The sequence below is a fragment of the Myxococcus virescens genome, from assembly GCF_900101905.1.
Taxonomy (GTDB): domain Bacteria; phylum Myxococcota; class Myxococcia; order Myxococcales; family Myxococcaceae; genus Myxococcus; species Myxococcus virescens.
Map to the genome: position 1 here is coordinate 40,938 of NZ_FNAJ01000009.1, position 25,121 is coordinate 66,058.

Below are 25,121 nucleotides of genomic sequence, written 5' to 3' on the forward strand. Positions count from 1 at the left end.
TATTGAATAGTGCCATTCAAATATGCGCGCGCGTCACGTAGGGGTACCTGAAAAAAGACTGCCACCACTGCCACCAAGAGATAAGTTATTGAAAAGAAAGAAGAAAAAGGTGGCAGGTGGTACTGCCACCCCTCTGCCACCCCTGCCACCTCTAAAACTTTGAGTGAAAGCGCTGCTGCGGGATGTGAAGTGCCCAGCCGAACCGACGAATCGCGGGGGTGAGTGAGGGGGATTGAGACGAGTCGCGGGAGTGACATGGCCTGGGGATGGCATCAGAACGGCCGGAAACGGCCTCCTGGCACGAGAAAGGGGCAGGGGGCGCCTTCCCCACTGGGGAGAGGGCCCTCGGCGATTCCTGGGGCTTGCTGGGCCGTTTTCCACCTGGGGAGGGCCAACGGAAGGGCCGCAGCCCCTGGGCGGTGGATGTGATTGAGCTGTGAGGGGATTGTGTTTCACGGAGTGCGCGTCCTGATTCATGGACGGCACGTCTCTGCCTGCATGGATGGCGGATGGAGCCGTTGGAGCTTCTCCCTCCCGTGTAGAGAGGGCCCCGGGCGGTGTCGTCTCGGCACGAAAGTCGCAGAGCGGCGCTCGCATGTCCCCGACGCTGAGACATTCGATTTTTTCACGCGCCGGCGCCGTTGCCCGAGAATCTGGGTGTGTCGGCATGGCCTTTAAATCTTGTTTAGCCGTGTATGCCAATGCTCGAAGGCTGCGTGGTGCGTGTGAGCTGCATCCCGCGGACAGGACGTGTGAATGCCCCCGGTATGGCGACGCCGGTACTGCGTTTGTGCGTGTTGTCGGGCTTGTCGCGCTCAGGTTTCGACATTTCGTCCGTAGTGTGCGGGCATGTATCAGCGGGGTGGTATTGAGGGTTGTGGAGAAGGTGCTGTGAATTCCGGATTCAGCGAGATGTGTGGAGCAATTGCGGCCGGCCTGGTGCTGTCGGTGGTGTTGGGTGTCCAAGTCGTCGCCCGGCTTCGGGCCGACGCGTGGGGGCTGGCTTGTCCTGCTCCTGTTGCCCAAGCAGTCGCTCCGATAGTCTCAATAGGGCTCGCTCGTTGCTGCCGCGGAGCCACTGGCCGCTGACTTGAGCCTGTGCCGCGTCTGGCCGAATCCCGATTGAGTCCCCACAGTGCCCTGGCGCTCCCACGAATACGGGAGTTGCTGGACGCTGACGTCACTTCTCCCGAGGGACTCGCCACTCTTCCCCATTCCGCTGGCCCTTGCCGAGCGCTGGGCCAGGACGACGTGCGCCTGTGCGTAGATGCTGGAACAGACTTCACGAGGAACTCGGCGTGTCCATTAGGACGGCCGAGGCGCAGCGCGCCTACCGCCTGCTGCGACGCAATTGGGAGACACTCGAAGACTTCGAGCAGCCAGAGGCCCTTGTCGCATTTCTCACCGCGCGCGAGGGGGACTCCCATGTCAAGGACGCAGTGCTTGCCGGCCTCGTCACGCTGACGCAGATGCGGGCGGAGTCCGGCTTCTTCACGGCGCTGTTGTGGCTGGGAGTATGGCCCGGGCTGGACGGCGTGTATCGCCGCTGTCTCAGGCGCTTTCGTGTCTCGCCCGCGGAGGTGGTTTCTTCGATTGCCGCGTCTTTCCTGGGACTCGTGGCGCGCGTCAACTTACCCAGCGTCCAGCGGGTGGCAGCAACACTCGTGCTGGGTACCGAGCGCGACGTCCTGAAGGCATTGAGCAAGGAGCGAGGGGCTGAACTCCATGGCGTGCTGGCAGCGCCGGGGAGCGGGGAGCCCCAACTGGACCTGCCAACACCTTCTGTGTCGCTCGTCCTCTCCTTCGAGTCGGAGGTGGCGGAGCTGCGTGCATGGCTTCTCCCTCTTGTTGGAGAAGACACGGAGCTGCTGGTGTCCGTCCTTCTCTATGAGGAGGGCTATGTCGAGGTGGGGGCGAGCCTGGGGCTTGCGCCCGCGGCAGCGCGCAAGCGCGTCCAGCGGGCCCTGTCGCGGCTGCGAAAAATGAAGAAAAAATGCCCGGAAAATTTCGTTGTCCCAAATCGCTTCGCGAAAGTGCTTTTAGTAGAGGTGAGATTTGAAACAACCTGGACGGGATTGAAGTCGCAGCAGGGCGGGAGACGGCGCGGTGGCCTGCAATGTCAGGCGGCTGATGTCCCCGATTCGTTACTGCCGGGCTTTGACTGAAGGGCGGGCCCATTCTCGGGCCTCATTCCGGAAGCGCATTCACGCAGCCTGTCTGCCCGGCGGACAGCGACGCCCCTGTATTGCCTACAACCTGGAAGGACTGAATGAAGACAGCTACGCGAAACAACTTTGAGCGCGATGAAACATTCGTGCGCTTCTTCGCGCGCATCGACGGACACCGTCTTCGGGTGGTGGGGCGCGACGATTCAGGGCCGGAGGCGGAGGGCAGTGGTGCGTGCCTCTGCTGCGAGTGCGCCGGGGCCGAGGCCAATGACTACGTCCGCATGCCGGGCCTCTTCCGCCGCTGGGAGATTCAGCACGTGGTGGACGCCGAAGCGGACTTCAACGTCGAGCCGGCGGGCTGCACCGCGGACGGCACCGAGTTGTTCTCGGTGTACCGGCGCGAGCGCCCTGCCTCCACCACACACTGCCAGAAGGAGGAGTGAAGCAGATGGCCAGCAACATGTGGGAACAGACGGCCGCGATGGCCAAGCAGCACGAGCAGCAGGGTGGTGCCTGGCTGAAGCTCGCGAATGACGGGGACACTGCCGTCGTCGTCTTCCTCGGGGAGCCGCACCCTCGCGAGGTGGTTTTCGTCGACAACAAGTTCGTTCCCTTCGACGAGGAGCTGAAGGCCCAGGGGCAGAAGCCCTCGCTGCGCGTGGCCCTCAATGTCGCCGTCTACGGGACGCGAGAGGTGAAGGTGATGGAGCAGGCCGTCACCTTCTTCAACACGCTGATGGAGTTGCGCGCGAAGTACGGGCTGGAGAAGTGGGCCTTTGAGGTGAAGCGGAGGGGCGCGGCCAAGGACACGAAGACGACGTACTCCATTCTCCCGGACCGGCAGCTCACTCCAGAGGAGATGGCGGCCTTCCAGTCGTTGCAGCAGCATGACCTGCCGAAGCTGTACGCGGCGGAGGCGGCTGGCGCGGCGAGCGGCGCGTCGCCTGCGGGCGCTCCCAGTGCAAAGGCGAGTGAGCCCATCGACGTGAAACTGGCCCAGGCGATGGCCACTGCGTTGAAGGCGCTGCCTCGCGAGGCCGTGGACCGCTTCCTCCAGAAGTTCAGCGTGCAGCGCATTCGAGACATCCCAGCGTCGAAGGGGGAGCTGGCGCGAGCCTTCGTTGATGCCCTCGTCACGGAGTACTCCCCGGAGAGTCCCGCGGACGTGGACCCCTTCGGGCCGTGAGCGCGCCATGCTGACCCTGTTGCCGTAGCCATGCGCGAAGGGGGCCTGTTGCGTGCCCCCGACGCGCTTCTCTGAGGAAGACAAGAATGGTGGAAGACTTCTCCGAAATGCGCGGGGACGGGGGACGTGTTGTCTCTCGCACCCAGGACTCCAGCGTAGGGGACGCGCCGTCCGCGCCTGCGCGCAACGTGGGCATGGGCACGCGGACGTTGCGCGTGCGCGTGGATTCCGGGCTGCGGCTCGCGGTAGGCGACGTGCCGCCCAAGGTTCTGGAGGGCCTCTGCCGGGCGCTCTCCCTTCCCAATCCCGCCTATTTGAAGCTGGTGCGGCTGCGCAAGCGCCCCGGGGCGGAGCCCCAGACGCTGTACTTCTTCCGCCAGCAGGAGCGGGAGTTGGTGCTGCCGCGCGGGGCCATTCACCTGCTGCGCCGGGCCGCGGACGATGCCGGGCTGACGCTCTCCTTCGAGGACGCGCGGGTGCTGCCGCCCAAGCGCCTGGCGAAGCTGCCGGTGGTGCCCCTGCGCGACTACCAGTCCGAGGCCGTGGAGCGCCTGGCGAAGGCCACCCAGGGGACGGCGGTGCTGCCATGCGGAGGCGGGAAGTGCGTGAAAAACGACTCCCTCATCTTCACTGACCGCGGACTGGTTACTGCCGCCGAGCTTGCCATCGGCGTTCCCGAGGAACATGCGGCCTTCACGGAAGTCGGCGTGGACACGTCGACGGGGCGTGCCACCACGAACGCTGTCTACAACGGAGGCCGCTCACCTACGAAGCGAGCCCGACTCGCTCTTGGCTATGAGCTGGAGGCGACTGCGGAGCACCCCGTTCGAGTGCTGCGTGAGGACGTCCTTGTCTGGGTGCGCATGGACGAACTCCACGTTGGGGACCGCCTCGTTCTGCGTCGCGGCAGCGAGGTGTGGGGTCGCTCCTCTCTTTCCGAGGCATTTCGCTGGGTGAAGCCCAAGTATGCGACGAGCTTGAAGCTTCCCAAGGGCCTGGTGCTCGATGAGATGGCGGCCGAGGCCTGCGGCCTCCTGGTCTCCGAAGGGACGCTCACCAAACGCCTCGTGACGGAGTTCACGAACGCGGACGCGGACAACGTTGGTTTCGTTTCCCGCTGGGCCGAATCCATCGGAGTCAACCTCCGACGTGGCGGGAGCGACTCAGTTCAGTACCTCATGCACTCAGTCGTGTTGCGTGAGTGGTTGGCGTGGTTGGGGCTCGACTACACGAGGGCAGCGGGGAAGTGCATCCCACGGGCCATCCGCCTGGGTGGACGCGACATCATGCGCGCCTTCTTGCGCGGCCTGTTCGATGGTGACGCGTCAGTCGACCCTCTCAAGAGCGTCATCGAGTTCTGCACCGCCTCCGAGCGAATGGCCCGAGAGGTCCAGGTCGCCCTCCTGGGGCTTGGGATTCTGGCTTCGCGCCATTCTCGCACCGTCGAAGGGTACGAGCAGCTGTACTGGCGAGTGACTATCACCGACGTTGCGACCTTCGAACGCGAAGTGGGGTTCTCGTCGAACTGGAACAAGCGCCGCCTCCGCGAGGCGGTGGCTCGTGCCGAGGGGCGATGCCGAAACCCCAACGTCGACACCGTCCCCATCAATGGACTGGTGGAGCGGCTCTATCGAGCGGCGCAGAAGAAGGTGTCCTGGAGCAGCCAAGAGGGGAGGATTTTCGGCAACTACGTCCATGGAGAGCACGCCCCTTCTCGTGCCGCGCTCGAGCGGATGGTGAAGCGCTGGAACTCGGAGTGTCCTGCGGAGTGCAAGCCCATCGAAGCCTTCCTCGAGCTCCAGGTGGCGTTCCTCGCTGTTGAGTCCATCGAAGATGGCGAGGCAGACGTCGTGGACCTCTCAGTGCCGGAGACGCACGAATTCGTCGCCAATGGCGTCGTGTGCCACAACACGATGTTGGCTCTCGGTGCCGTTGCCCGCCTGCGCACGCAGGCGCTCGTCCTCGTCCACACCTTGGATTTGGCGGAGCAGTGGCGTGAGCACGTGCGCGAGCGCCTGGGCCTGGAGGCGGGCCTCGTGGGCGCCGGGGAAGCGGAGGTGCGGCCCGTCACCGTGGCCGTCGTCCAGTCCCTGGCCCGGTGGGAGGGGACGAAGCTTGACGCCTTCCTCCATGGCTTCGGCCTGCTCGTCCTCGACGAGGCTCACCACATCGCCGCCAGCGCCTTCCACCGAATCGTGGACCGCTGCCCCGCGCGCTACCGACTGGGCCTGACGGCGACGCCCGAGCGGGAGGACGGGCTGACGCCGCTCTTGCGCCTGTACCTGGGGGCACCCCTTGCCGTCGTGAAGCACGAGGACCTCGTCGCGCGCGGTGTGCTGGTGGTGCCCGAGGTGCGCGCCGTGGAGACGGCCTTCGACTTCCCCTATTTCGGCGCGTCGGACTACGCGCCCATGCTGAAGGCGCTGGCGGAGGACAAGGCGCGCAACGACCTCGTCCTCGGGGCAGTGGCCCGCGAAGCGTGGGCAGGCCACCTGTGCCTCGTGCTCACCGGACGGGTGGACCACTGCGAGTTGCTGGCGCAGCGGCTTTCGGCCACGGGCTTGTCGGCCGCTGCCCTGACGAGCGGCGTGTCGCGCGAGGCGCGCAAGGCCCTCCTGGACAAGGCCCGCGCCGGGCGCGTCCGTGTGTTGGTGGCGACCAGCCTGGCGGACGAGGGGCTCGACTTGCCGCGCCTCTCACGCGTCTTCCTGGCGTACCCCGGCCGCGCGCGTGGACGCACCGTCCAGCGCCTTGGACGCCTCATGCGTCCGCACGAGGAGAAGAAGAGCGCCGTCCTCATCGACTTCGTCGACAGGAAGGTGCCGCTCTTGCGGCGCCACCATGCGGAGCGCCGCCAGCAGTACGCCACGGTGCTGGGAGTGGCGGCTGTGGCCAGCGCCCATTGAACCTCTACAGGGAGTGAACACCTTCGATGACGACACCTTCTGATACCACTCCAAGCACTCCAAACCCCGACGCCATCCGCGCCACCTGGCGGTGGCTGTCGCACGCACAGCACGGTGTGAGCGAAGTTCGTGTCATCCTCCCAGGTGGCGGTGGCATCGTCGGTCTGGGCTTCTTCGACAACGAGGAGGCCTTCGTCGCGGCCTGCGTCGAGGCCAACGCCGCCGGCAACGTGTACGTGGGCATTCAGCCTCGTCCCCGGCGCCTGCTGGAACTGGCCCCCAACGTCCTCCGCCCCTTGCGGACTGGGGCGGGCAGCAAGGACATCGAGGTGGTGACGGCCACGGTGGTGGACCTGGACCCCGTGCGCCCCAAGGACACGGCCAGCACCGAGGACGAGCTCTCGCTGACGCTCCAGGTGGCGGAAGCTGCCGCGGCCTGGTGCGAAGCGCAGGGCCTCGTCCGCCCGCGGCTGATGATGAGCGGCAACGGGGCGCAGCTCTGGTTTGCCCTGCCACCGCAGTCGCTGGAGGGCGAGACTCAGGAGCGCGTGCAGGCGGGGCTGAAGGCCTTCGAGGCCGAGGTGCGCGCCCGCTTCGCCACCGAGCGCGTGCACGTGGACTCCATCCACGACGTGGCCCGCATCATCAAGGTGGTGGGCACCGTCAGTCGGAAGGGCGCGGGGACGGCGGAGCGGCCTTATCGAGCAGCTCGGGCGCTCGCGGGCTTCAAACGCGTGGAAGACGCAGTCCTCCTGGAGCGCCTGCTTCGCGCGCCGGTGCAGCAGCCGGCGGCGAACCTGGCGCGTCCGGCCCAGGTGACGTTGCCGTTGGCGCCCTCCGCCCCGGCACCGCAGGGGGCGGTGAAGGCCCGCCGGATGGAGACGGGGGAGTACGACTGGGCGCAGCCGGTGGAGATGTGCGGCCCGGTGCAGCGCCTGTGGCAGGAGGGGGCGGAGGACCGGAGCGTCGCCATCTTCAACATGGTGCGCTTCTTCGCGCACAAGCAGCTCGGCCTCGATGAAATCACCGAGCTCGTCCTGGAGTACGACCGTCGTGGCCTCGGGAAGTTGAAGGGCAGGGACGGCGTCGGCTACATCCGCAAGGCCTACGAGAAGGTGATGGCCACCGCCCGCGAGGATGGCGCCGTGGCGCCGCCCTGCCACTCCCTCCAGGGCATGGGCTACTGCCGCGTCAACCGCGAGCCGGACGTGCGCTGCGAGCTCTACGACGTCGTCTTCGACATCGAGGCGGCTGTGGAGCGCCTGGCCACGGTGCCGGCCCAGGACGTGGAGTACCGCCTCAAGCCGATTCTGGAGGCCATCGCCCACCGTCCTCCGTCCGCGCAGGAGAAGTACCTGGGCCTGCTGGAGGTGCGCACGGGCTTGCCCGCGCAGAAGCTGCGGCTGTCCATGGCCCGCGCCGTGCGCACTTCAGCAGCGGGAGAGGGCGCGGAGGGCGCGGACTCCAAGGGAGGCGGAAAGGGCAGCAGCGGCGACGACACCATCGACGGCGAGGTGTACGAGGACGCGTACTGCTACTACACGGTGACGCAGCGGGGAGATGCGAAGGCGATTTCCTCCTTCACCTTCACCCCACGGGCCCTCGTAGAGACTGAGGAGGGGGAGGTATTCCTCGGAGACGTCCGCACGGACAAGGGCACCAGCGTGGAAGGGGCGCGGCTGCCGAGGCGTGCCTTCAACTCGCGCAAGGAGCTGCTGCACCACCTGCCCTCCATCCACACGCAGTGGACGGGGACAGACAACAACGTGCAGGGCCTGCTACGCGTGGTGGCGCGGCGTGCGGTGCCGCGACTGCCGGGCACCAGCGTCCTGGGGGACTTCAAACAGGGGGCGCACCACGTGTGGGTGGCACCCGGATGCACCATTGGGAAGGAGGGTTTCCTCTCTCCGTCGCCCGTGGCGTACCTGCCCAATGGGGCGTCACTCGAGTCGCGCGTCCGCTACGAGGCCACGGACGACGACAGCTTCCACGACGTGGCGCGCACGGTTTTCGAGTACCTGCCGCGAATCAACACGCCGCAGGTGGTGCTGCCCATGCTGGGCTGGTTTTTCGCCACGCCGCTGAAGCCGCGCCTCTTGGAGAAGGTGGGCTCCTTCCCCATTCTCTTCTCGTACGGGACGCAAGGCAGCGGCAAGTCCAGCACCTGCACGGAAGTCTTCTGGCCGCTGGCCGGGGTACCGGCCTCGGACGCCTACAGTGTGACGGAGACGGAGTTTGCGTTGGTGAAGCTGCTGTCCTCGACGCGCTCCGTGCCGGTGGTGCTGGACGAGTACAAGCCCCATGACATGCCGCCGCCGCGCCTCCACCTGGTGCACCGCTACATGCGGCGCCTCTACCGCGGAGAGACGGAGGAGCGGGGCCGGCCGGATTTGACGGTGTCCACCTACCGCCTGCAGGCCCCGTTGTGTGTCTGCGGAGAGACGCGGCCCACGGAAGCGGCCCTCGTGGAGCGCATTCTCCCCGTCAGCCCGGAGAAGGCGACGGTGCAGCAGCCGGCATACCGGGCGGCCTTCCGTGAGGTGACGTCTGTCCGCCTGGCCCTCTTCGCCCCTCGCTACATTCAATTCTGCCTGGGGCGGGACTTCGACGCGGACTACCGCCTGGCCCGCGCCGTCGCGGACGACTTCGTGAAGGGGCGGCAGGTGCCTCCGCGCGTCGTCGACAACGTGACGGCCATGCTGCTGGGCATTCACCTCTTCGAGCAGTTCGCCGAGGAGTGCGGCTACCCGTTGCCCGCCGACTTGGGCGCCCGTGAGGCCGTGGACGCCGTGCTGAAGGACGTCCTCGAGGAAGAGGAGGGCGTGCGAAACGCCCTCGACGTCTTCATCCAGAAGCTGTCCGTCATGGCGATTCAGGGCGAGCTGAAGCACCGCGTGCATTACGCCTTCGTCGAGGGACGGCTGTGCATTCACCTGGAGTCCGCCTACGACGCCTTCCGGATGTACTGCAAGCGCACCGACTACCGGGGAGAGTTGGTGGACACGAAGGCGCTGCGACGCCTCATCCATGAGAATCACCGCGCAGGAGGGTACGTCGTTTCCCCCAGTGCGCGCGTCTGCTTCGCCGGCAAGTCCCTGCGCAGGTGTGCCCTGGTGATTGACGTCGCGAAGGTGCCCTTCATCTCCGCGGAGGATTTCCCACACGTCGAGGAGGCAAGCCGTGGGTGGCGCGGCCAGGGCTATGGCTTCGCAGAGGAAGGGGCGTCTTGAGTGAGTGCTTTCGAGCGGGTGTTGGGGTGGAAACCCATTCTTGAGGTGGAGTCATGACAAGGCTGTCGCGTAGCAAGCTGTGGGCGGAGTTTCTTCAACGTCTAGCGTCGGAAATGGAGCCGCTGGCCCCCATGCTTCACCAGGGGCGGCGGCTGGTATGGCGGCAAGGGGAGTGGCTGAATTGGGTGACACTCTCGCGCCACTCCTGGCCGGACAGGCATTTCCCCGAAGCGCCACCGGTGACGCGGATTTCGATGAACCGATTCATTTTCGAACCCTCCGAAGCCATGCTCCGCCGGTTCGGCTTCAGCGGTGTGGGGCTCCCATTGGGGGAGCGGCGCCTGCGCTTGGAGTGGACTGTCTACGGGGAGGAGTTGCTTGCCTTCGCAAGCTGGCTGCCGCTGCTGATTCGTGGTCGGCTGAATGCGACGGAACCGATTCCGCTGCCCCCGCACCCGAGCCACGTCTTCAATGGGGGGTTGAGGAAGACAAGCTATGCATGGACGGCCACGGCGTGGGAGGCCTATGCGCGTTGGAAGCGAACGGATGCGAGCCTCCCATGCGTGGCGATTCCCGCCGGCCGGGTGAAGCCGGCAAGGCCCCTGACGAGAATACTCCGTCTTCCCCACTGAAGCGCTTCCCGCTGCAGCCCCTGCGGACCTCTGCAGGGGGCTGCGATGGCGAGATGAGGCTGCCTGGCGGGAGTGCCGCAGGTGCCACCTGTCTCCTCGATTTCGCTCTCGGGCCTTTGTCATGACGATGGATACACGAATGTCGAATCAGCATGAGGTTGAGGTTTCAGCCGCGGGGCGCTCCAGCACCCCGCGCCAGCGCCAGGACGACGCGGTGGATGTCCTCGCCGATGCCCTTTGGGAGTTGTGGCTGCGTCGACATGCGCAGCCGCAACGACAGGCGCCCGCGTGGGGTGCGGAGGAGAGCGCGCATGGCTGAGCCGCAGACTCTCGACTTGTCTTCTTCTGGGGACAGAGCGTCCATGGCTTTCGCCCGAGGGCGTGCTGCCCCGGACGAAGGAGACACCACCATGGCGAAGAAGGAGACGGCGCGCGCCGCGCGCAAGCAGTTGGCGGATGTGCCACAGCAACTGGCCGCGCTGGCCAGCATGTCGGTGCCGGATTTGGCGGCGAAGTACCTGGAGCTGTACGGCGAGCCCACGCGCAGCCGCAACCGGGACTACCTGAAGAAGCGCCTGGCCTTCCGGATTCAGGAACTGGCCGAGGGGGGCCTCTCCACGCGCGCCGTCGCCCGCATCTCGGAGTTGGGCGACAAGCTGCCCGAGCGCTGGCGGATGCGGCAGGTGGAGGAGACGAAGCCCGCCGAGCCGCCGCCTCCTTCTCCAGTCGCTGCGGACGGGCGCGACGCACGCCTGCCGCCACCGGGCACGGTGCTGACACGCGTGTTCAAGGGGACGCAGCACAAGGTGACGGTGCGCGAGGATGGGATTGAATACGAGGGCCAGCTTCACCGCAGCCTCTCCAGCGTGGCCAAGCTGATTACGGGCACGGCCTGGAATGGCTTCTCCTTCTTCGGCCTCAAGGCCGGCAGCACCAACGCGGTGACACCGTGAGCGGCCCCGCCTTCTTCCAGACGTACATGGGCCAGCGCTTCTACGAGTCGACGATGCCGCAGCTCGTCCGCCAGCTGACGCGCCTCAACGACAACCTGGAGCGGCTGGTGGCCGTGGCGGAGCAGCACGCCGGGCAGAAGCAGTCTTCGAGCGTCGAGCCGGTGCCGCCGACGACAGAGGGGGTGGAGGGTCCATGAGGAAGAGCAAAGCACCGCTCACCGAGGTGAAGCGCTGCGCTGTCTACACGCGCAAGTCGACTGCGGCGGGCCTGGAGATGGAGTTCAACTCGCTGGACGCCCAGCGCGAGTCCTGTGTCTCCTACGTGCAGCGCCAGCCCGGCTGGGCGTTGATGGATGAAAGCTACGACGACGGCGGCTTCACCGGCGCGAACATGGAGCGGCCCGCCTTCCAGCGGCTGCTGCAGGACGTCGACGCGGGGCGGGTGGACGTGGTGGTTGTGTACAAGGTGGACCGCCTCTCCCGCAGCCTCCTCGACTTTGCGAAAGTCATGGAGCGCTTCAACGCGGCGGGTGCCTCCTTCGTCTCGGTGACGCAGAACTTCTCCACCGCCGACGCGATGGGCCGGCTCACCCTCAACATGCTGATGAGCTTCGCCGAGTTCGAGCGGGAGATGATTTCCGAGCGGACGAGGGACAAGGTGGCCGCCGCGAGGCGCAAGGGGAAGTGGACGGGAGGGCGCGCGCCGCTGGGCTACGAGGTGAAGGACAAGCGCCTCGTGGTGAATGAGTACGAGGCCGTGGTGGTGCGGGAGGCCTTCGAGTTGTACCTCCAGCACCAGCAGGCCTCGGTGGTGTCGCGCCTCCTCAACGAGGCGGGGCGCAAGACGAAGCGGTACGAGGCGCAGAGTGGTACCACGCGCGCGGCTCGGAAATGGACGACGCAGGACGTGCTGCGCCTCTTGCGTAGCCCTCTGTACGCGGGCTTCGTACCCTATGGCGACGAGACGCACCCGGGCGAGCACCCGCCCATCGTGGAGAGGGCCACCTTTCACCGGGTGCAGGACATGCTGGAGGGCCCCGGCATTCAGTACCACGGGCGCAACCCCGACTACGTGCTGCGAGGCTTGTTGCGCTGCGGCCTCTGTGGAGAGGCGATGACGCCCGGCTCCACGCGCAAGGGCACGCGCGAATACCGCTACTACCGCTGCGTCACCCGGGACAAGCAGGGGAAGGAGGGGTGCCGGGCCGCTCCCCTTCCGGCAGCCGCGCTGGAGGACTTCATCGTCGCCCGGCTGCGGGAAGTCTCGGTAGGCGAGGGCTTCGCGGCGCAGGTACACGCCCGCCTCACGGCGCGGATGCAGGAGAAGCACAAGGCCCTGCGCGCCGAGCGCGCGCAGCTCCCGAAGGATCTGGCCAAGCGCACTCGAGAGTCCACGAAGTGGGTGGACTCCCTCACGAAACTGGAGGGCCCGGCCCGGCGCCTCCTGGAGGAGAAGCTGACGGCTGCGGAAGAGGAGGGCGCTGGCATGCGAAAGCGGCTGGCGGAGGTGGAGCGCGCCCTGGACGCCATTGAGGGGGAGAAGGTGGAGGCTGCGTGGGTGGCCCAGGCCCTGGGGAACTTCGACGCGGTGTGGGACGCCCTCACCTCTACGAATCGGGGCCGCCTGCTGCGGGCCCTCGTTGGCCGGGTGGTGGTGAATGAGGCGACGGGCAAGGTCGATGTGCATATGGCCCACGCGGGTGAGGCCGCAGCGACTGGGCACGAGGAGGTGGCGGCGTGAGCGTGAGCCCCGAGTCTCAGCCGGCGGAGGCCGTCCTCGTCAGCGCGCACTTCCACCGCGTGCGTCGCGCGAAGGTTCGACTCCGAGGGGGAGCACCACCCCCGCCGCGAGAGGTGGCGCGCCGGCCAGCACACGTCGCGCGAATGCTGGCCCTGGCGCACCACGTGGAGTCCGTCATTGGGCGGGGCCTCGTGGCGAGCGCAGCGGAGGTCGCAGGTCAACTCTGCTTTACCCGAGCGCGTGTGACGCACCTATTGGACTTGCTACTGCTGGCGCCCGACATCCAGGAGGAGGTGCTGTTCCTCGAGGCCGTGGAAGGGGAGGAGCCTCTCAGCGAGCGAGGCCTCCGGGCCATTGCACACGCGGGGACGTGGGAGGAGCAGCGCGAGCAGTGGCGTGAGGTGAAGGCTTCATTTTGAGACGGGAGTCCGGTGGCCTGGGCTCCTTGGTGTAGCGTGAGCGCAAGAGGCTGAATTGTTGTCCGCGTTGAGAGTGCGCGGGCTGTACGCCCCGCGCGGAAAGTGAGCGAGAGCACATGCAGAGCGACATGAAGAGCATCATCCAGGCTGCGGTGGCGGATGCGGTGGAGAAGACGATGGGCCGGCAGGTGGAGCTGCTGGAGCGGCAGCTGGAGCTGCTGGGGAGGATTACTCAGTTCCTGGGCATTGAGTCCGGCTCGGCTCATGCGGCGTCCGCGCCGCCGCGAGCCCCCGTGCCGCCTCCCGCGTCGAAGCGCACACCCGCGCCTGCGTCCACGCTCGCTCCGAAGCGCCCACCCTCTGTGCCCGTGCGGAAGTATGTGAGGCCGGAGGCTGCGCCGAAGCCCACGCGGGCCGGCCCCGCGCCCCAGAAGAGCCGCGGGCGCCCGCGCGCAGCGGGCCGCACCGCGACGGCCGCAGCCCTCAGCCCTGAGACGCCCGTCTCCTTCGCGGTGGGACAGGAGGTGCGCTACAAGCAGGGGCGGGGCGCCTTCAATGCGACGGTGAAGGCCGTCGACGAGAAGGCGAAGACGCTGACGGTGGCGCGCGTCTCTGACGGCAAGCAGGTGGTGCGCCCCTTCGACAAGGTGACGCCCGCCTGACTCTGGGCCGCGAAGCGCCCTCTCCGGAGGGCGCTCCTGCGGCAAGCAGCCTATCCGTCCTCTGCTTTTAGGAGGTCACCTTGACAGTGATTGCGTCGTAGTAGTCGCGATTGTCGCCGCCCTCGGTGATGAAGTGGAGCCGGATGGGCCGCCCGCGCTGGCTGCACTGCAAGGTCCCCGCCTGCCCGGCGTACTGCACGTCCTCGTTGGACGAGACCATGCCCGGCGCGGTGAACCACCAGTAGTTGACCGACCCCCAGCAGCCCTGAGCGATGACGACGTTCTCACAGACGATGGGGCCGTTGCCGTCATCCAGCGTCAAGGTGCCCCGGATGGCGAAGTTCAGCTCATCGGGGGCGCTCAGCTCCGTATGGGTGTGCAGCTTCGCTCCCGCCGGTTGCGCGTTGTACCAGTCCCCCACGGGCTTGCTGTGCTTGCGCCCCGCCAGGACGCTGAGGGTCGCTCCGCCCTGTGAGCGGACCCCATCGAACGGCTGTCCGGAGGTGATGGAATAGGATTGCAGTGAGAACTGCGCATCTTTCATCCCGCGGAAGGTCAGGGTGTTGGAGTGCTCCTTGACGCCGAGCTGCGACTGCAGCCCGTCTGAAGTGTTGCTCATGATGGTCATCCTCGGTGGAGTCGTTGGACGGCCTGAACCACTGCACTTCGTATGCCGCTCTCTCGAATGCGGGTAGGGGACTGACGACTGCGACGAGGAACCGACACCGCCGTCGGCCAGGACCCCTCACTGACGCGTCATCGACTCGGCCGTGACGCGTCAATCCTGGCCCTCGGGCGACTCGGGAGGAATCGGCTCGAAGAGCAGCCTTCCTGGGAGCAGGTCGGTCCCCCGGAGCTTCGAGAACCAGGCCCAGCCACGCTCCTTCATCAAAAAGGCTTCCACCCCGGCCCAGATTCTCTTCCTCAAGGCGCGCGATGCGCTCAAGCGCCGCATCCAGCAGCACCTCCAGCTTCGCGATTCGAGCATCCATGGCGTCGAGTTCCGCCACGAGTGGCGGCGTGTCACGCCTCGGCCACCACCGGCGAGCGCCATCCTGCCGACCGTCCGCTGCCCGGCAATCCCTTCAGGCAGCCACCAGCCGGTGAACGATTGCGGGAAGCACCCGGTGCTCGCTCTCCTTGCTACGGCTCGTTGGCCATGTTGTCGAGCTGCCCCTGAGCGATGGCGCGGTAGTGGGGCACGACTTCCACCTCGAGCACGTCCTGCATCTCCTGGCGGGCGCTGACGAAGTCCCCCTTGTCCTTGTGCTGGTACATCCGGTGCAACGCGTCCATGCGCCGGCGAGTGCCCTCGCGGATGCGCCGAGACTCCTCTTGCAACAGGCCCAGCGCTCCCTCTTCCGTAGCGAGCGCGTTCTTGGCTTCACTGTCGCTGATGCCCACCTCGGCGGCCGTGCGCTTCAGCAGCGCCTTCTCCTTCCGCGTGAGGGCCAGGCGCTCTCCTTCGGTGAGGACACGACGCGCCAGTGCGCGAATCGGCCCCCAATCAACGGCTTCAGTCACGATGCATGTTTCCTTTGCGGGCTGCCCAGCCCAGCGTGTGAGGCGGAGGCTGGGGTCTCTTTCACCCTGGATAGGGATAGGCGCGCTTGGGGTGGCCTGTTCGCTACGAGTGGTAGAGGGCTTCACAGGCCCCCAAAGGTCATGTTAATTCGACGGTTGAGTCAACTAGACCTTGTGGCCCCGGGAGATTTGCCGCGACGGCGAATCTCGGTGTTCGTGGGGGCCGCGCCCCCTCTTTCAGGAGGATTCACAGCCATGACGAAGCGTTCGGAAGATGAAGTGTCGACGGAGGAGTTTCCGTCCAGACTCTCCACCCCGCCTAGCCCCAGCGCGCCGCGCTTCCTCTTCGACGTGGAGGGCGTGCGTTACGAGGCGGTGCGGGAGGTCGAGGTGCGGTCGAATGGCGAGAAGCTCCTGAAGGTGGAGCGGCGAGTGGCGGATGGAGTCTTGGCTGGCCTCTCCCTGGTTCGCCGAATTGCCAGCCCATCCACGTACATGATGCGCAAGCGGATGATTGAAGAGGTGCAGCTGGCCTTTCGCCTCAATCACCCCAACATCGCTCAAGTCTTCCATATGCAGGTGGATGAGGAGGAGGACGCCCCCTACGCCATCATGGAGTACGTGGGTGGGCCCTCGCTGGAGACGCTGGTGTGTGCGGCGTTGGTTCGAGGGCAGCCCCTCTCGGAGGGCTTTGGCTTGTATGTGGGGGCGGAGGTGGCGGACGCGCTGCACTACGCGCACACGCTGACGTCAGAGAAGGGTGTGCCCCTGGGCATCGTCCACCGTGACGTGAGTCCCCGGCACATCGCCTTGGGCCTCCATGGAGAGGTGAAGGTGCTGGACTTCGGCTCGGCATTCTCGCTGCTGGTGGGGCGGGAGGAGTCGCCCGAGAATCTGCTGCGAGGGGACGTGGCCTACGCCTCTCCGGAGTACCTGCGCAAGGAAGGGCTGACGCCGCGCTCCGACGTCTTCAGTCTGGGGGTGTTGCTCGTGGAAGTCTTGACGAGCAAACACCTCTTCGAGGTGCGCGACGTCCCAGTGGTGGCGAAAGAGAGCCGGTTTGTCGCGGAGTCGCAGCCCTCGTTGCCGCTGCAGCAGATGCAGGCCCTCATGGAGGCGTTCAACCCGGACGTCGTCGAGAAGGCGGTGGGCCACCTCAGCCAGGACATCAAGGCGGTGTTGCACACCGCGCTGCGCCGCAACCCCGAGGAGCGCTTCGCGACGGCGGCGGACATGAGGGATGCGCTGCGTGGTGTCGCCCACGCCGAGCTCCGCGAGCCCTATGGGCGAGCGGAAGCCGCCAAGGAGGCCGCCCGTGTCGTGTCCGAGGGCGGGGTGCTGAGGGACTTGGTGGAGTTCGGCGAGGCGGGCATCTACCCGGATGGGCTGGAGAAGCACGAGTTGGGTCTCCCGAAGAAGGAGTAGGCCGCCGATGCTCTGCTTTCGCGTCCTTCGCAATGGCGAGCACCTCACCACCGCGGGGCTGCCGGACTTCGGAGTCCTCCACACCATCCTGTCGTGGGTGCGCCGCCCTGACGACGAGACCAGCGCCATCCCTGAATTCACACTCCACGTGGGCGGCTCTGAAGGTAGGGAGTACCGCGAGCACCTGACGTGGTGTGACGCGAACATCCGCACGGGCGATGTCCTCACCGTGGAGGTGCGTGAGGACTTGGAGGCCGACCCACCGAAGGAGCGCCGCCGCGACCCAGAGGCGGGGCTGGACGACGTTTCCCGCCTTCGTTTGCAGAAGACGCGCCTGGAGAAGTTACTCGCTGAGGTGGATGCGGAGTTGCGGGAGCGCGGCGCGGCGTAGCGGGGTGCCTCCTCCTTCGGACGGGGAGGCGCTCCGTCATCGCCGGGGTCCGCTCGGTTGGGGGCGCGCGTGCTCCGGTGCAGAGCCCCGAGGTATGGGGCTCTGCCCGCCAGGTCTGCTCCCTGCTTGGAGACGCCGGAGCGCCGGCCGCAAGCAGCCTGGCGCTGGAGGGGCGGGCGCCCACGGGGCGCAGCTTCAGCGGGCCAACTCGGTGGTGATGCGGACGAGGGCGTCCAGCTTCGCCGCATCGAGCTTCCGCGCGAGGAAGAGAAGGCGGCGCAAGGTGACGTCATCCTCCGGCCGAGTCCGTGCCCCTCTGTCGGAGGCTTCGGTGAGGCCCATCATGTCCTCCGGGGAGACCATCAACTCGATGCACAACTTCTTCAGCGTCTCAACGCTGGGAATCATGTGCCCGCGTTCGATGCGGCTGTAGACGGCTGAGGCCATCCCCACGCGCTCCGCGACTTGGACCTGCGTCAGACTCATCTGCTCCCGAGCGAGACGGGCAATGGCACCCAGGTGCGCTGCAAGCTGTTCGTTCATAGGTGCAAGTGAGTATACCTGAATTGCCAGTTGTCAAGGGAGTACCATCCATCAACGCACGTTCGGCAGGAGTTGGATGAGGGCGAGCGCCTGGTGCGCGTCCAACTGGCGCACACGGCGGAGCAGGGCCTCCTTGGCGGCGGTGACGACGTCCGGTGGCAGTGAGGCGGGGTAGTCCAGTAACTCGTTGGGAGTGGTGCGGAGCGCAGAGCACAGACGGTACAGCGTCTGGACGCTGGGAAGCATTCGGCCGCGCTCGATTCGGCTGTAGACGATAGGGGAGATGTCGATGAGTTGGGCAACCTCTGTCTGCTTCAGGCCTGCGCGAAGGCGGGCTGCGCGCAGGGTGCCGCCGACGATGCAGGGCAAGGGACGGGAGGGCTCCTTCGGAAGGGCGAAGCCACGGGCGCCAGGGTGGATGTACATTCCTAATAGACTGTACCTGATGGTCTAGTTGGATGCACCTTGAGATAGGCTTGAAACCCTCTGCGGCTGGTGGCTGGAGGTAGGGTAAGACTTCGCACGATTTCCCCGGGCTTCTGGTAACGTGGGCCGGCGTCCGGGAGGGAGTTGCATGCGCGTGGCCGCAGTCCTGCTGTCCGACAGAGTCTCCAGGCGGAGGTCGCCATGAGGGACAACGGCCCCCCGGCCGTGCTGTCTCCCGGGGACGTGGTGAAGGGCTACACGGTGGTGCGGCACCTGGACCAGGGCGGCTTCGGCACCGTGTACCTCGCGACTCAGGACGAGCAGCCCTGCGCGCTGAAGCTCGTGGAGCGGCAGCGCGTGGAGGGGCGAGTGGAGAAGGAAGTCTCCATCCTCCTGCGCTTGAAGCACCCCAACGTGGTGGGGATTCGCGGCTTCACCTACTGGCAGGCCGAGGAGCGCGACTTTGCCCTCATCGCCATGGAGTACGTGGAGGGGCGGAAGCTCAGCGCGTGGGTGCGGGAGGAGAACCCCTCGGCCCGGCGGATTGCGAAGGTGACGCTCGACGTGGCGCGGGCGCTGGCGGCCTCGCATGAGGCGGGAGTGGTGCACCGGGACGTGAAGGACGCCAACGTCATGGTGCGCGACGCGGACGGCCTGGCGGTGCTGGTGGATTACGGCATTGGGGACTACGCGGGCGCCCCCTCCGGTGTCACCCAGTCCATTTTGCCGCCCGGGACGATGGAGTACCGGCCCCCCGAGGCGTGGCTCTTCATACGGAAGTACTTCGGCCAGAAGGGCTTCCGCTATGTGTCAGTCCCGTCGGACGACGTGTGGGCCTTAGGCATCGTCCTCTATCGCCTCCTCACGGCGAGGCTGCCTTTCGACACGGGGGCGGAGGAGGCGTACATCCAGGGTGTCATTGACAAGTCACCTGTGCCCCCTCACTACGTCAACCGCTTCGTCCCGGAGCGGCTGGGCATGTTGTGCATGCGGCTGCTGGAGAAGGACCCTGCTGCGCGTCCCGACGCGAGCACTGTCTGTGCGGCCCTGGAGGAGCTCCTGTCCGGGGCGGAAGGGGAGGCGTGGGACACGCCCCTGTTTGACGCCTATGGCCCGAACTCGGCCACCACCGAGAACGAGGGCAAGGTGAACAAGCTGGAGCGGTGGGCGAAACGGCCCCTGCGCCAGATGCGTCGTGGCAAGGCGCTGGGGCCGGAGCTGCCGGAAGTCCCAGGCGAAGGCATGCCCGCGGCGTTGCCGCCCGAGGCCCCGCTGGCGCCTGCTGCCATGCGGCCTGTGGAGTCGCAGCTGCCGGGATTGGTGCTTGAGGCGGGGGTGGGGGCGGACGCCGCGCAGCAAGCGGCGCCTGTGGCTCCCGTCGTTGAGGTGGAGCGGCGTTCGCTCTTCTCGCGACTCAGGATGGGACGCGTGTTGGGCGCGGGGCTGCTGGCCATGGCCCTCGCGTCTGGGGCGTACTTCTCACAGCGGACGGCCTCACCGCAGCCGCAGGCCGTCACCGGCCAAGAAGTAGCGGCATATGCCAAGAAACCTCAAGCTGCCCCGGCCGCAGCTCCCACCGGGCCGGAGGCAACACCTGCGGCCGTCGCGCCTCTCGCGATGCTCCCCGAGGTGACTGCCACCGTGACGACACCCAAGAATGACACCCCTTCCTCCCCGCCAGCACCTGCCAAGAAGGCCGCAAGGAGCGTCCGCAGTGCCCTGGCGACGACGGCGCCCTGCGGAGCGCTGGCCTGCACAGGGCCGCAGGTGCGCCCCGCCCCGGAGCCCGAGCCGTGCCCCGAAGGCGCCACCAAGGGCATGAAGAAGCTCGGCATGGAGATTGGGGACGTGCAGGTCTCGAGCTTCATCCGAGGGCCAGCGAAATTCGTAACGGTGAAAGAAGGCACTGCACAGATCATCCTGGGCTCGGACAAGGCCACTCTGTCTGGGCGACTTACTATCGCCGACCGCGTCTATGTCCGACTGACGCGAGCGCGATTTCGCGGAGAGAGCTTCCCCGTGTGCCTGGAGGTGCTGGACAGCTCTCGCAACCGTGGACTGGAGATCGAAGGCGGCGGAGGGGAATCTGGTAAGGCGCGCGTGTTCTCTGCCGTTGGTGTCAAGGCAGTGAGCGAATTTGAGTGAAGTGTTGCTGTCTGGCAGACGTTCGTGAGTCGCCAGCGGCGTCGCCGCTGGCTTGGTCCAGGAGAAACGTCGAGTGCATCATTCCGTGTCGGCCGTGCTGCTTTCCCTCCTTCTCTCAGGAGCGGGGGCAGCTCTGGCGCAGTCGCCCTCATCCACCGTGGGGCTGAGCGTTCGCCGAATCGAGCTGGTCTCGGATGATGCCCAGCCAGCAGTTGAAGTGGCGGTGAGCCCGGGCCTCTCGACGGTGTTCCTCTTTGATTCGGAGGCGAGCCGAGAGGGGCTGATGCTTGAGGGACGCGAGCGTTTCGCGATGGTGGACGCTGGGCTCAATACCTTGCGCCTGATTCCGTCAGAGAAGATCTCGGCAGGAGAGCGGCTCAAGTTGACGGTGCGCTTTCGGGATGGGGCGGCCCCGGCGAGTGCGACGATTGTCCTGGTCGCACACCCAGCGAGGTCAGAAGCGCTCATTGAGGTCTATCGGCGCAAAAGGGGCATCGAGACATACCAGGAGGAAGTCCGGCAGGCTCGCCTCGAGGCCGAGCAGTACAAAGAAGAGAATGCACGCCTGCGCGCAGAGCGGAGTGCGCCCGATGGCGTGACGGGACTCATCGCGACATCAGTCCTGGACGGCCGCGGCATTGATTTCCGCGACGTGACCCAGGGTGTGTCCCAGGCCCCGGGAGGGGCCGCAGCCAAGCAGTGGGTCTATGCATATCGTGCAGCCCGCAGGGTGGCTGTCGAGGTCTTCCTCGTGTCAGGGGGGGACGCCCAACCGTGGACAGCGGTGGGGGCGATGCTCCGGGGCAAGGCCAACGAGGAGCTGAAGGTGATTCAAGTCTGGCAGTCCGGCCCTGTTGCCCCGGGCTCGGATGGCCAGCGCGTGGTGGTAGAGGCTGAGGTTGCATCGGAGTCTCCGCGGGGGAGCTTCACGCTCAAGCTCTGGGATGCAGATATGCGCCGCACCGTCACCCTGGGCAACGTCACCTTCCCTTAACTCTGCGGGCATTACCTCCAAGCCCTTTCGTGGGTTTCCGGCATTGGGGTTTGTTCCGAATGTCAAAATGTGGTCCAGTAGACTATATCTATTGGTGTAGTCCATTCTGGCGTGCCCCGGAGGGTGTGTTCCCCATTGTGCTGGAGTGCATGCGCGCGGCTGCGCGCTTTCTTGGTGACTGGGGAGAGCGCCCGGAGGGCGACGCGCTTGACCCACCTTCATAGCTCCGCATCGAAGTAGGCGTTGGGCTCTCGCGCTGCGCAGAGGACCCCCTGCGGCGCCACGTGAGGCGCGTGCTGGCGGAAGCCGTGCGCCGAGTAGCCATCGTCGGGCTGCGTGCCTGACGGACGCTGAGGAGCCCTTCCTCAGTCATCTCTATTTGCACGTTTGGAGTCATGAGCGGAGCCGGACCGTCCTGGCGCCGTGGCGTGACACGTCTGCCTGCTGTTGGGAAGGGCCGGGGCTTCCTGGCGCCGTGGCGTGACACGTCTGCCCATGACCAAGCGCGGTCAAGGTGTCGGTGATGACCTCAGTGCAATGCATCTACCCGTGACCCGGCGCCCTGTCGGACCTGTCAGGGAAACTTCGTCCTTCCGACTGCACGGGGAGTTTCATAGGAGGTGCACATGTCTCTGAGTCGGTGTTGGGCCGCGACGCTGATGCTGCCCTTGTTATTGCCCGGGATGGGGTGGGCGAAGGAATTCGCGGAGCCTCAGGCCGGCGAGGACGTGACCATGCCCGCCGAAGCGGAGGAGGGCACTCTACATCCGCGTCCTGACGAGAGCAGGCCACCTGAGCGAGGTGCGCCATCTGAGGTCGCGCCGACGCCGCCAGGCCGGGCCCCTGCCCCTGACGAATTGCCCGTCCTGCTCCCTTCGGCTGCGAGGTGGGGCTACCTGCTGCGCTTGGAGGCCACCACGCTGACGCTACTGCCCAGGCGAGGTATTGGCGAGGACGAGGGCTTCATTCAACTGGAGCCGACGCTGGTGATAGACGGCGGAGAAAAGTTTGGCCTCAACGCGGGTGCGCCGGTGCGGCTGCGCATGTGGGGAGGGGGAGAAGGGGCGGGCTTGGTTCGAAAGGAGGACTGGGACAGCCTGTCGGACTGGGGCCAACTGGTGCGCGCCCTCAAGCTGGGCGCGGACACATCCCCCATCGCGCTGTGGGTGGGGGCAATGGAGGGTTTTCACCTGGTATCCGGGCACCTGGTGCAGCGCTACTCCAACCGCACGAACCCGGACTACCACCCAGCGGGTGCCCTCCTCACCGGCACGCTGGGGCCTCTGTACATGGAGGCATTCTCCTCTGATGTGCTGGGAGCCCGTCTCATGGGTGGGGAACTCGAGTTAGACGTGCAGCATGTCCTCTTCGGCCGGCCGAAGCAGCCGGGGCGCTACACCCTCTCGCTCTCCGCCATTCATGACTGGGGACGTGGGGAGGTGAAGTCGGCCGAGGTGACGCTGGCGCACCTGGACGCGACGGCGGTGGTGCTGGTGCAGCGCAAGGGGCGGCGCGCCCTGGAAATGCACGTGTTTGCCGGATGGGGCGGCCGCCCCGGTGCAGGAGGTGCCTGGGGCGCCGTGGCCGGCGTCGGTGCAGACGCGGTGACACCGACACTGGACTTGCGGCTGCGGCTGGAAGCACGCCGGCAGCATGGAGGCTTTCGGCAGGGTTATTTTGGCGCGGACTACGAGTTGGCGCGGTTGCAGACGGCGGGCACTTCGGGCCTGCCGTTGGCCCACGCGTCCTTCCCGGAAGGGTACTCCGTGTATGCGGAAGCCATGGTGGCATGGGACGCGGTGTTGCTGGGCGAGGTATTGCAGCGCCACCTGCACCTCTCCATGGGCGCCGAGGCCTTCAGCTGGGGCCGTGTGGACGTGGACGGACGGCTGGCGGTGCAACTGCTGCACCGCAACCTGGAGGTGGCGGTGAAGGGACTGGCCGTGGGCATGCGTCAGCCGGGGGCCCGCTACCTGGCTTCTGGAGAGGTGCGCTGGCGCTTTTTGGGGGGACGACTCTATGCACTCGGGCAGGGCGGTACACTGCTGTACCCCACGGCGGAAGGCCCGCTACGTCCGGGGGCATTCGCGTCGCTCGGCATGGGGGTGGACAATGGCCGCTGAGTCTCTGGGCAGGTGGGTGGCCCTGTTGGGCACCATGCTGCTGGCGTCTGGGTGTGCCACGCTGACGCCTCTGTCCGGCCATGGAGTGGCGCTGGGCCAGGGGGCGCGCGTGTCGCGCGCCGGCACGTTGAGCAGCAGCGCGGGCAATACGTACTTGGTGGCCTCGTCCGCCGCCGCTTCGACGGACGAGGACGAGGAAGCGCGGCTTCGTCGTCGCCGCCCAGGGCGCGCCTCCAGGGGCACGGCCGTCATTGCCGCTTCTCCAGCCGATATGGCCGTGCTCGCGGTGGAGACGGGCATGCTGGAGGTGGACGCCTTCGAAAAGCTGTTGGTGCTGGCGGGCCTCGGCGACACCGACGTACTCCCTCCGCGCGTCAACCCCTTCACCCCAGAAGAAGCGGCTCGCCTGCTGGCATTGCTGGTGGAGACTCCGGTGACGCTAGGGAACTTCCCGCCTCGAATGGCCGTGGGCCACCTGCTACGCGAGGTGCTGGAGGGCGGAGAGGTGTCCCGGGCCGAGTTGCTGCGCCGGGTAGAGCGCTTCCAGGGCGTAGCAGTACTTCGACCGGACGGCTACCTGGCTTGGGTGCGCAATGGGCGCACCCAGCAGAGGGTGGCCGAGGTGGAGTGGAAGGACGGGGCCTTCCGCGCGCACGGCTTCGAGTTGGGCCGTTTCTACGGCAGCCAAGGCGGCATCTTTCGCCTCCTCGACGCCCAATTCCGGGAGCTGAACGAAGGGGCATATGCAGAGGTGTACGACGATGCGGACGTCGTCAGCCGCTCCTTGGATGGTGCGGAGGACGCCTTTGTCGAGCTGTACCACGCCCTGGGCCACTTCTTCACGTATCCGACGGACAGCATCCTCGCGTTGCGACATCTGCCCGCGGGCGTGGCCGCCCTCATTGCGTCTTCCCCCGAGTACTGGGAGCGCTTCCGGTACATGACGGCCGGCGAGCAGATGAAGGCAGTGGCCAAGCTGAGCACCACCCTGTTGATTGCCGGGGGCTCCGCCAACGGCGTCACGCGCACTCTGACAAGCGTCATGGGCGGCGCCGAAGCCATGGTGCCCGTGCTCTCGCTCTCCGCCCAGGGCGCCCTGGCGATTCAGCGTGTCGCGGTGCCGGTTGGGAAGATGGCCACAGTAGTGGGGGCAGGAGTTGGAACCATCGTTGTCCTCAGTCAGGCGGCAGGAAGTGGCGGTGGACCAAAGCTCAAGGGGAGCCTTACAGGGCGAAAAACCACCCCAGGGCCGCATGACAAGGATCCAGCCAACATTAAATCCATTCAGCGAGAGAATGAGTCGGCCGAGATTCTCGCAGAAAATGGATATCACGTTGAGCAGAACCCGGCTCCAAAGCCCAATGGCAAGGAGCCTGACTATAGAATCAATGGAGAGTATGCGGACTGCTATGCTCCAAATGGGAGGAGAGTGAGAAACATGTGGGACTACGTCAGGGAGTCCAAAGTGGAGTCAGGGCAGGCGGATCGAATTGTCATGAACTTGGAAGACACTCCTGTGCCAGTCGCCGAGGTTCGGGAGCAGTTTCTTAAATATCCAATTCAGGGGCTGAAGGAAGTGTTGGGCATCAAAGACGGGAAGGTCTCTTTGATTTACCCTTGAAGCAGGTGCTCGGGGTTCAATAGGGCTGTTGC

Annotated in this window: 21 protein-coding genes; 16 read left to right on the plus strand and 5 right to left on the minus strand. The window is 66.4% G+C overall.

The annotated features are described in order from the left end of the window. Positions 1–1,298 precede the first annotated feature (1,298 nt). The 5 genes from BLU09_RS24170 (at position 1,299) to BLU09_RS24190 (ending at position 9,490) form a co-directional block, all read left to right on the plus strand. Positions 1,299–2,165 (plus strand): sigma-70 RNA polymerase sigma factor region 4 domain-containing protein, encoded by an 867-nt coding sequence (locus tag BLU09_RS24170; protein WP_186818042.1) that lies wholly within the window; start codon positions 1,299–1,301, stop codon positions 2,163–2,165. Positions 2,166–2,269: 104 nt separating this feature from the next. Further along, entirely contained in the window at positions 2,270–2,611 is a 342-nt protein-coding gene (locus BLU09_RS24175; RefSeq protein WP_020478973.1) for a hypothetical protein, read from the plus strand. Between the two features lie 5 nt (positions 2,612–2,616). Beyond that, positions 2,617–3,354 carry a hypothetical protein gene (locus tag BLU09_RS24180; protein ID WP_090491869.1) on the plus strand — a complete coding sequence of 246 codons (738 nt, stop codon included), beginning with the start codon at positions 2,617–2,619 and terminating at the stop codon, positions 3,352–3,354. A gap of 86 nt (positions 3,355–3,440) precedes the next feature. Continuing rightward, complete coding sequence (locus BLU09_RS24185) at positions 3,441–6,260, plus strand: DEAD/DEAH box helicase family protein (protein WP_090491870.1); 2,820 nt, start codon at positions 3,441–3,443, stop codon at positions 6,258–6,260. A 26-nt stretch (positions 6,261–6,286) separates the two neighbouring features. Then, positions 6,287–9,490 carry a hypothetical protein gene (locus BLU09_RS24190; protein ID WP_090491871.1) on the plus strand — a complete coding sequence of 1,068 codons (3,204 nt, stop codon included), beginning with the start codon at positions 6,287–6,289 and terminating at the stop codon, positions 9,488–9,490. A 798-nt stretch (positions 9,491–10,288) separates the two neighbouring features. On the opposite strand, the gene BLU09_RS39070 is transcribed toward BLU09_RS24190, so the two are convergent. Continuing rightward, entirely contained in the window at positions 10,289–10,435 is a 147-nt protein-coding gene (locus BLU09_RS39070) for a hypothetical protein (protein WP_186818049.1), read from the minus strand. 97 nt (positions 10,436–10,532) lie between these two features. On the opposite strand from BLU09_RS39070, the gene BLU09_RS24205 reads away from it, so the two are divergent. From BLU09_RS24205 to BLU09_RS24225, 5 genes are all read left to right on the plus strand, one after another. Further along, the gene (locus tag BLU09_RS24205) at positions 10,533–11,075 is read left to right on the plus strand and encodes a DUF2924 domain-containing protein (RefSeq protein WP_090491873.1); all 543 of its coding nucleotides are present in this window, start codon (positions 10,533–10,535) and stop codon (positions 11,073–11,075) included. Beyond that, on the plus strand, positions 11,072–11,272 hold the full coding sequence (locus BLU09_RS24210) for a hypothetical protein (RefSeq protein WP_090491874.1): 201 nt from the start codon (positions 11,072–11,074) through the stop codon (positions 11,270–11,272). The genes BLU09_RS24205 and BLU09_RS24210 overlap by 4 nt, the downstream gene beginning before the upstream one ends. Then, positions 11,269–12,816 carry a recombinase family protein gene (locus BLU09_RS24215; protein ID WP_090491875.1) on the plus strand — a complete coding sequence of 516 codons (1,548 nt, stop codon included), beginning with the start codon at positions 11,269–11,271 and terminating at the stop codon, positions 12,814–12,816. Before BLU09_RS24210 ends, BLU09_RS24215 begins: the two co-directional genes overlap by 4 nt. Positions 12,817–13,058: 242 nt before the next feature. Next, positions 13,059–13,235, plus strand: a complete 177-nt coding sequence (locus BLU09_RS39495) for a hypothetical protein (RefSeq protein ID WP_244171994.1) — start codon at positions 13,059–13,061, stop codon at positions 13,233–13,235. A 116-nt stretch (positions 13,236–13,351) separates the two neighbouring features. Then, positions 13,352–13,897: a PspA gene (locus BLU09_RS24225; protein ID WP_090491877.1), complete on the plus strand. Its 546-nt coding sequence runs from the start codon at positions 13,352–13,354 to the stop codon at positions 13,895–13,897. A gap of 67 nt (positions 13,898–13,964) precedes the next feature. Here the strand turns inward: BLU09_RS24225 and BLU09_RS24230 are convergent, their stop codons facing one another. Together BLU09_RS24230 and BLU09_RS24235 are read right to left on the minus strand one after the other, a co-directional pair. Then, entirely contained in the window at positions 13,965–14,516 is a 552-nt protein-coding gene (locus tag BLU09_RS24230; RefSeq protein WP_143043190.1) for a hypothetical protein, read from the minus strand. A gap of 524 nt (positions 14,517–15,040) precedes the next feature. Further along, a complete protein-coding gene (locus tag BLU09_RS24235; RefSeq protein WP_090491879.1) occupies positions 15,041–15,421 on the minus strand; it encodes a DUSAM domain-containing protein in 381 nt (126 codons plus the stop codon). Between the two features lie 255 nt (positions 15,422–15,676). Here BLU09_RS24235 and BLU09_RS24240 point away from each other — a divergent pair, with 255 nt between their 5' ends. Further along, positions 15,677–16,846 carry a serine/threonine-protein kinase gene (locus BLU09_RS24240; protein ID WP_090491880.1) on the plus strand — a complete coding sequence of 390 codons (1,170 nt, stop codon included), beginning with the start codon at positions 15,677–15,679 and terminating at the stop codon, positions 16,844–16,846. Between the two features lie 7 nt (positions 16,847–16,853). Continuing rightward, positions 16,854–17,237, plus strand: a complete 384-nt coding sequence (locus tag BLU09_RS24245) for a hypothetical protein (protein WP_090491881.1) — start codon at positions 16,854–16,856, stop codon at positions 17,235–17,237. A 195-nt stretch (positions 17,238–17,432) separates the two neighbouring features. Here the strand turns inward: BLU09_RS24245 and BLU09_RS24250 are convergent, their stop codons facing one another. Together BLU09_RS24250 and BLU09_RS24255 are read right to left on the minus strand one after the other, a co-directional pair. Continuing rightward, positions 17,433–17,780 (minus strand): helix-turn-helix domain-containing protein, encoded by a 348-nt coding sequence (locus tag BLU09_RS24250; protein WP_090491882.1) that lies wholly within the window; start codon positions 17,778–17,780, stop codon positions 17,433–17,435. A 51-nt stretch (positions 17,781–17,831) separates the two neighbouring features. Next, positions 17,832–18,149, minus strand: a complete 318-nt coding sequence (locus BLU09_RS24255; RefSeq protein WP_244171995.1) for a helix-turn-helix domain-containing protein — start codon at positions 18,147–18,149, stop codon at positions 17,832–17,834. 258 nt (positions 18,150–18,407) lie between these two features. On the opposite strand from BLU09_RS24255, the gene BLU09_RS24260 reads away from it, so the two are divergent. The 4 genes from BLU09_RS24260 (at position 18,408) to BLU09_RS24275 (ending at position 25,089) form a co-directional block, all read left to right on the plus strand. Further along, positions 18,408–20,351 (plus strand): serine/threonine-protein kinase, encoded by a 1,944-nt coding sequence (locus BLU09_RS24260; protein WP_090491884.1) that lies wholly within the window; start codon positions 18,408–18,410, stop codon positions 20,349–20,351. A gap of 73 nt (positions 20,352–20,424) precedes the next feature. After that, positions 20,425–21,345: a DUF2381 family protein gene (locus tag BLU09_RS24265; protein WP_090491885.1), complete on the plus strand. Its 921-nt coding sequence runs from the start codon at positions 20,425–20,427 to the stop codon at positions 21,343–21,345. Positions 21,346–21,971: 626 nt separating this feature from the next. After that, positions 21,972–23,468 (plus strand): hypothetical protein, encoded by a 1,497-nt coding sequence (locus tag BLU09_RS24270; protein ID WP_167371147.1) that lies wholly within the window; start codon positions 21,972–21,974, stop codon positions 23,466–23,468. After that, a complete protein-coding gene (locus BLU09_RS24275; protein WP_244171996.1) occupies positions 23,458–25,089 on the plus strand; it encodes a CdiA C-terminal domain-containing protein in 1,632 nt (543 codons plus the stop codon). Before BLU09_RS24270 ends, BLU09_RS24275 begins: the two co-directional genes overlap by 11 nt. The last annotated feature ends 32 nt before the right edge of the window (positions 25,090–25,121 follow it).

Coding starts and splice junctions, on each gene's coding strand:
- BLU09_RS24190 (WP_090491871.1), top strand. CDS start 6,287: ATGACGACACCTTCTGATACCACTCCAAGCACTCCAAACCCCGACGCC.
- BLU09_RS24215 (WP_090491875.1), top strand. CDS start 11,269: ATGAGGAAGAGCAAAGCACCGCTCACCGAGGTGAAGCGCTGCGCTGTC.
- BLU09_RS24275 (WP_244171996.1), top strand. CDS start 23,458: ATGGCCGCTGAGTCTCTGGGCAGGTGGGTGGCCCTGTTGGGCACCATG.
- BLU09_RS24260 (WP_090491884.1), top strand. CDS start 18,408: ATGAGGGACAACGGCCCCCCGGCCGTGCTGTCTCCCGGGGACGTGGTG.
- BLU09_RS24240 (WP_090491880.1), top strand. CDS start 15,677: ATGACGAAGCGTTCGGAAGATGAAGTGTCGACGGAGGAGTTTCCGTCC.
- BLU09_RS24185 (WP_090491870.1), top strand. CDS start 3,441: ATGGTGGAAGACTTCTCCGAAATGCGCGGGGACGGGGGACGTGTTGTC.
- BLU09_RS24180 (WP_090491869.1), top strand. CDS start 2,617: ATGGCCAGCAACATGTGGGAACAGACGGCCGCGATGGCCAAGCAGCAC.
- BLU09_RS24270 (WP_167371147.1), top strand. CDS start 21,972: ATGTCTCTGAGTCGGTGTTGGGCCGCGACGCTGATGCTGCCCTTGTTA.
- BLU09_RS24245 (WP_090491881.1), top strand. CDS start 16,854: ATGCTCTGCTTTCGCGTCCTTCGCAATGGCGAGCACCTCACCACCGCG.
- BLU09_RS24250 (WP_090491882.1), bottom strand. CDS start 17,780: ATGAACGAACAGCTTGCAGCGCACCTGGGTGCCATTGCCCGTCTCGCT.
- BLU09_RS39070 (WP_186818049.1), bottom strand. CDS start 10,435: ATGCGCGCTCTCCTCCGCACCCCACGCGGGCGCCTGTCGTTGCGGCTG.
- BLU09_RS24225 (WP_090491877.1), top strand. CDS start 13,352: ATGCAGAGCGACATGAAGAGCATCATCCAGGCTGCGGTGGCGGATGCG.
- BLU09_RS24205 (WP_090491873.1), top strand. CDS start 10,533: ATGGCGAAGAAGGAGACGGCGCGCGCCGCGCGCAAGCAGTTGGCGGAT.
- BLU09_RS24175 (WP_020478973.1), top strand. CDS start 2,270: ATGAAGACAGCTACGCGAAACAACTTTGAGCGCGATGAAACATTCGTG.
- BLU09_RS24230 (WP_143043190.1), bottom strand. CDS start 14,516: ATGAGCAACACTTCAGACGGGCTGCAGTCGCAGCTCGGCGTCAAGGAG.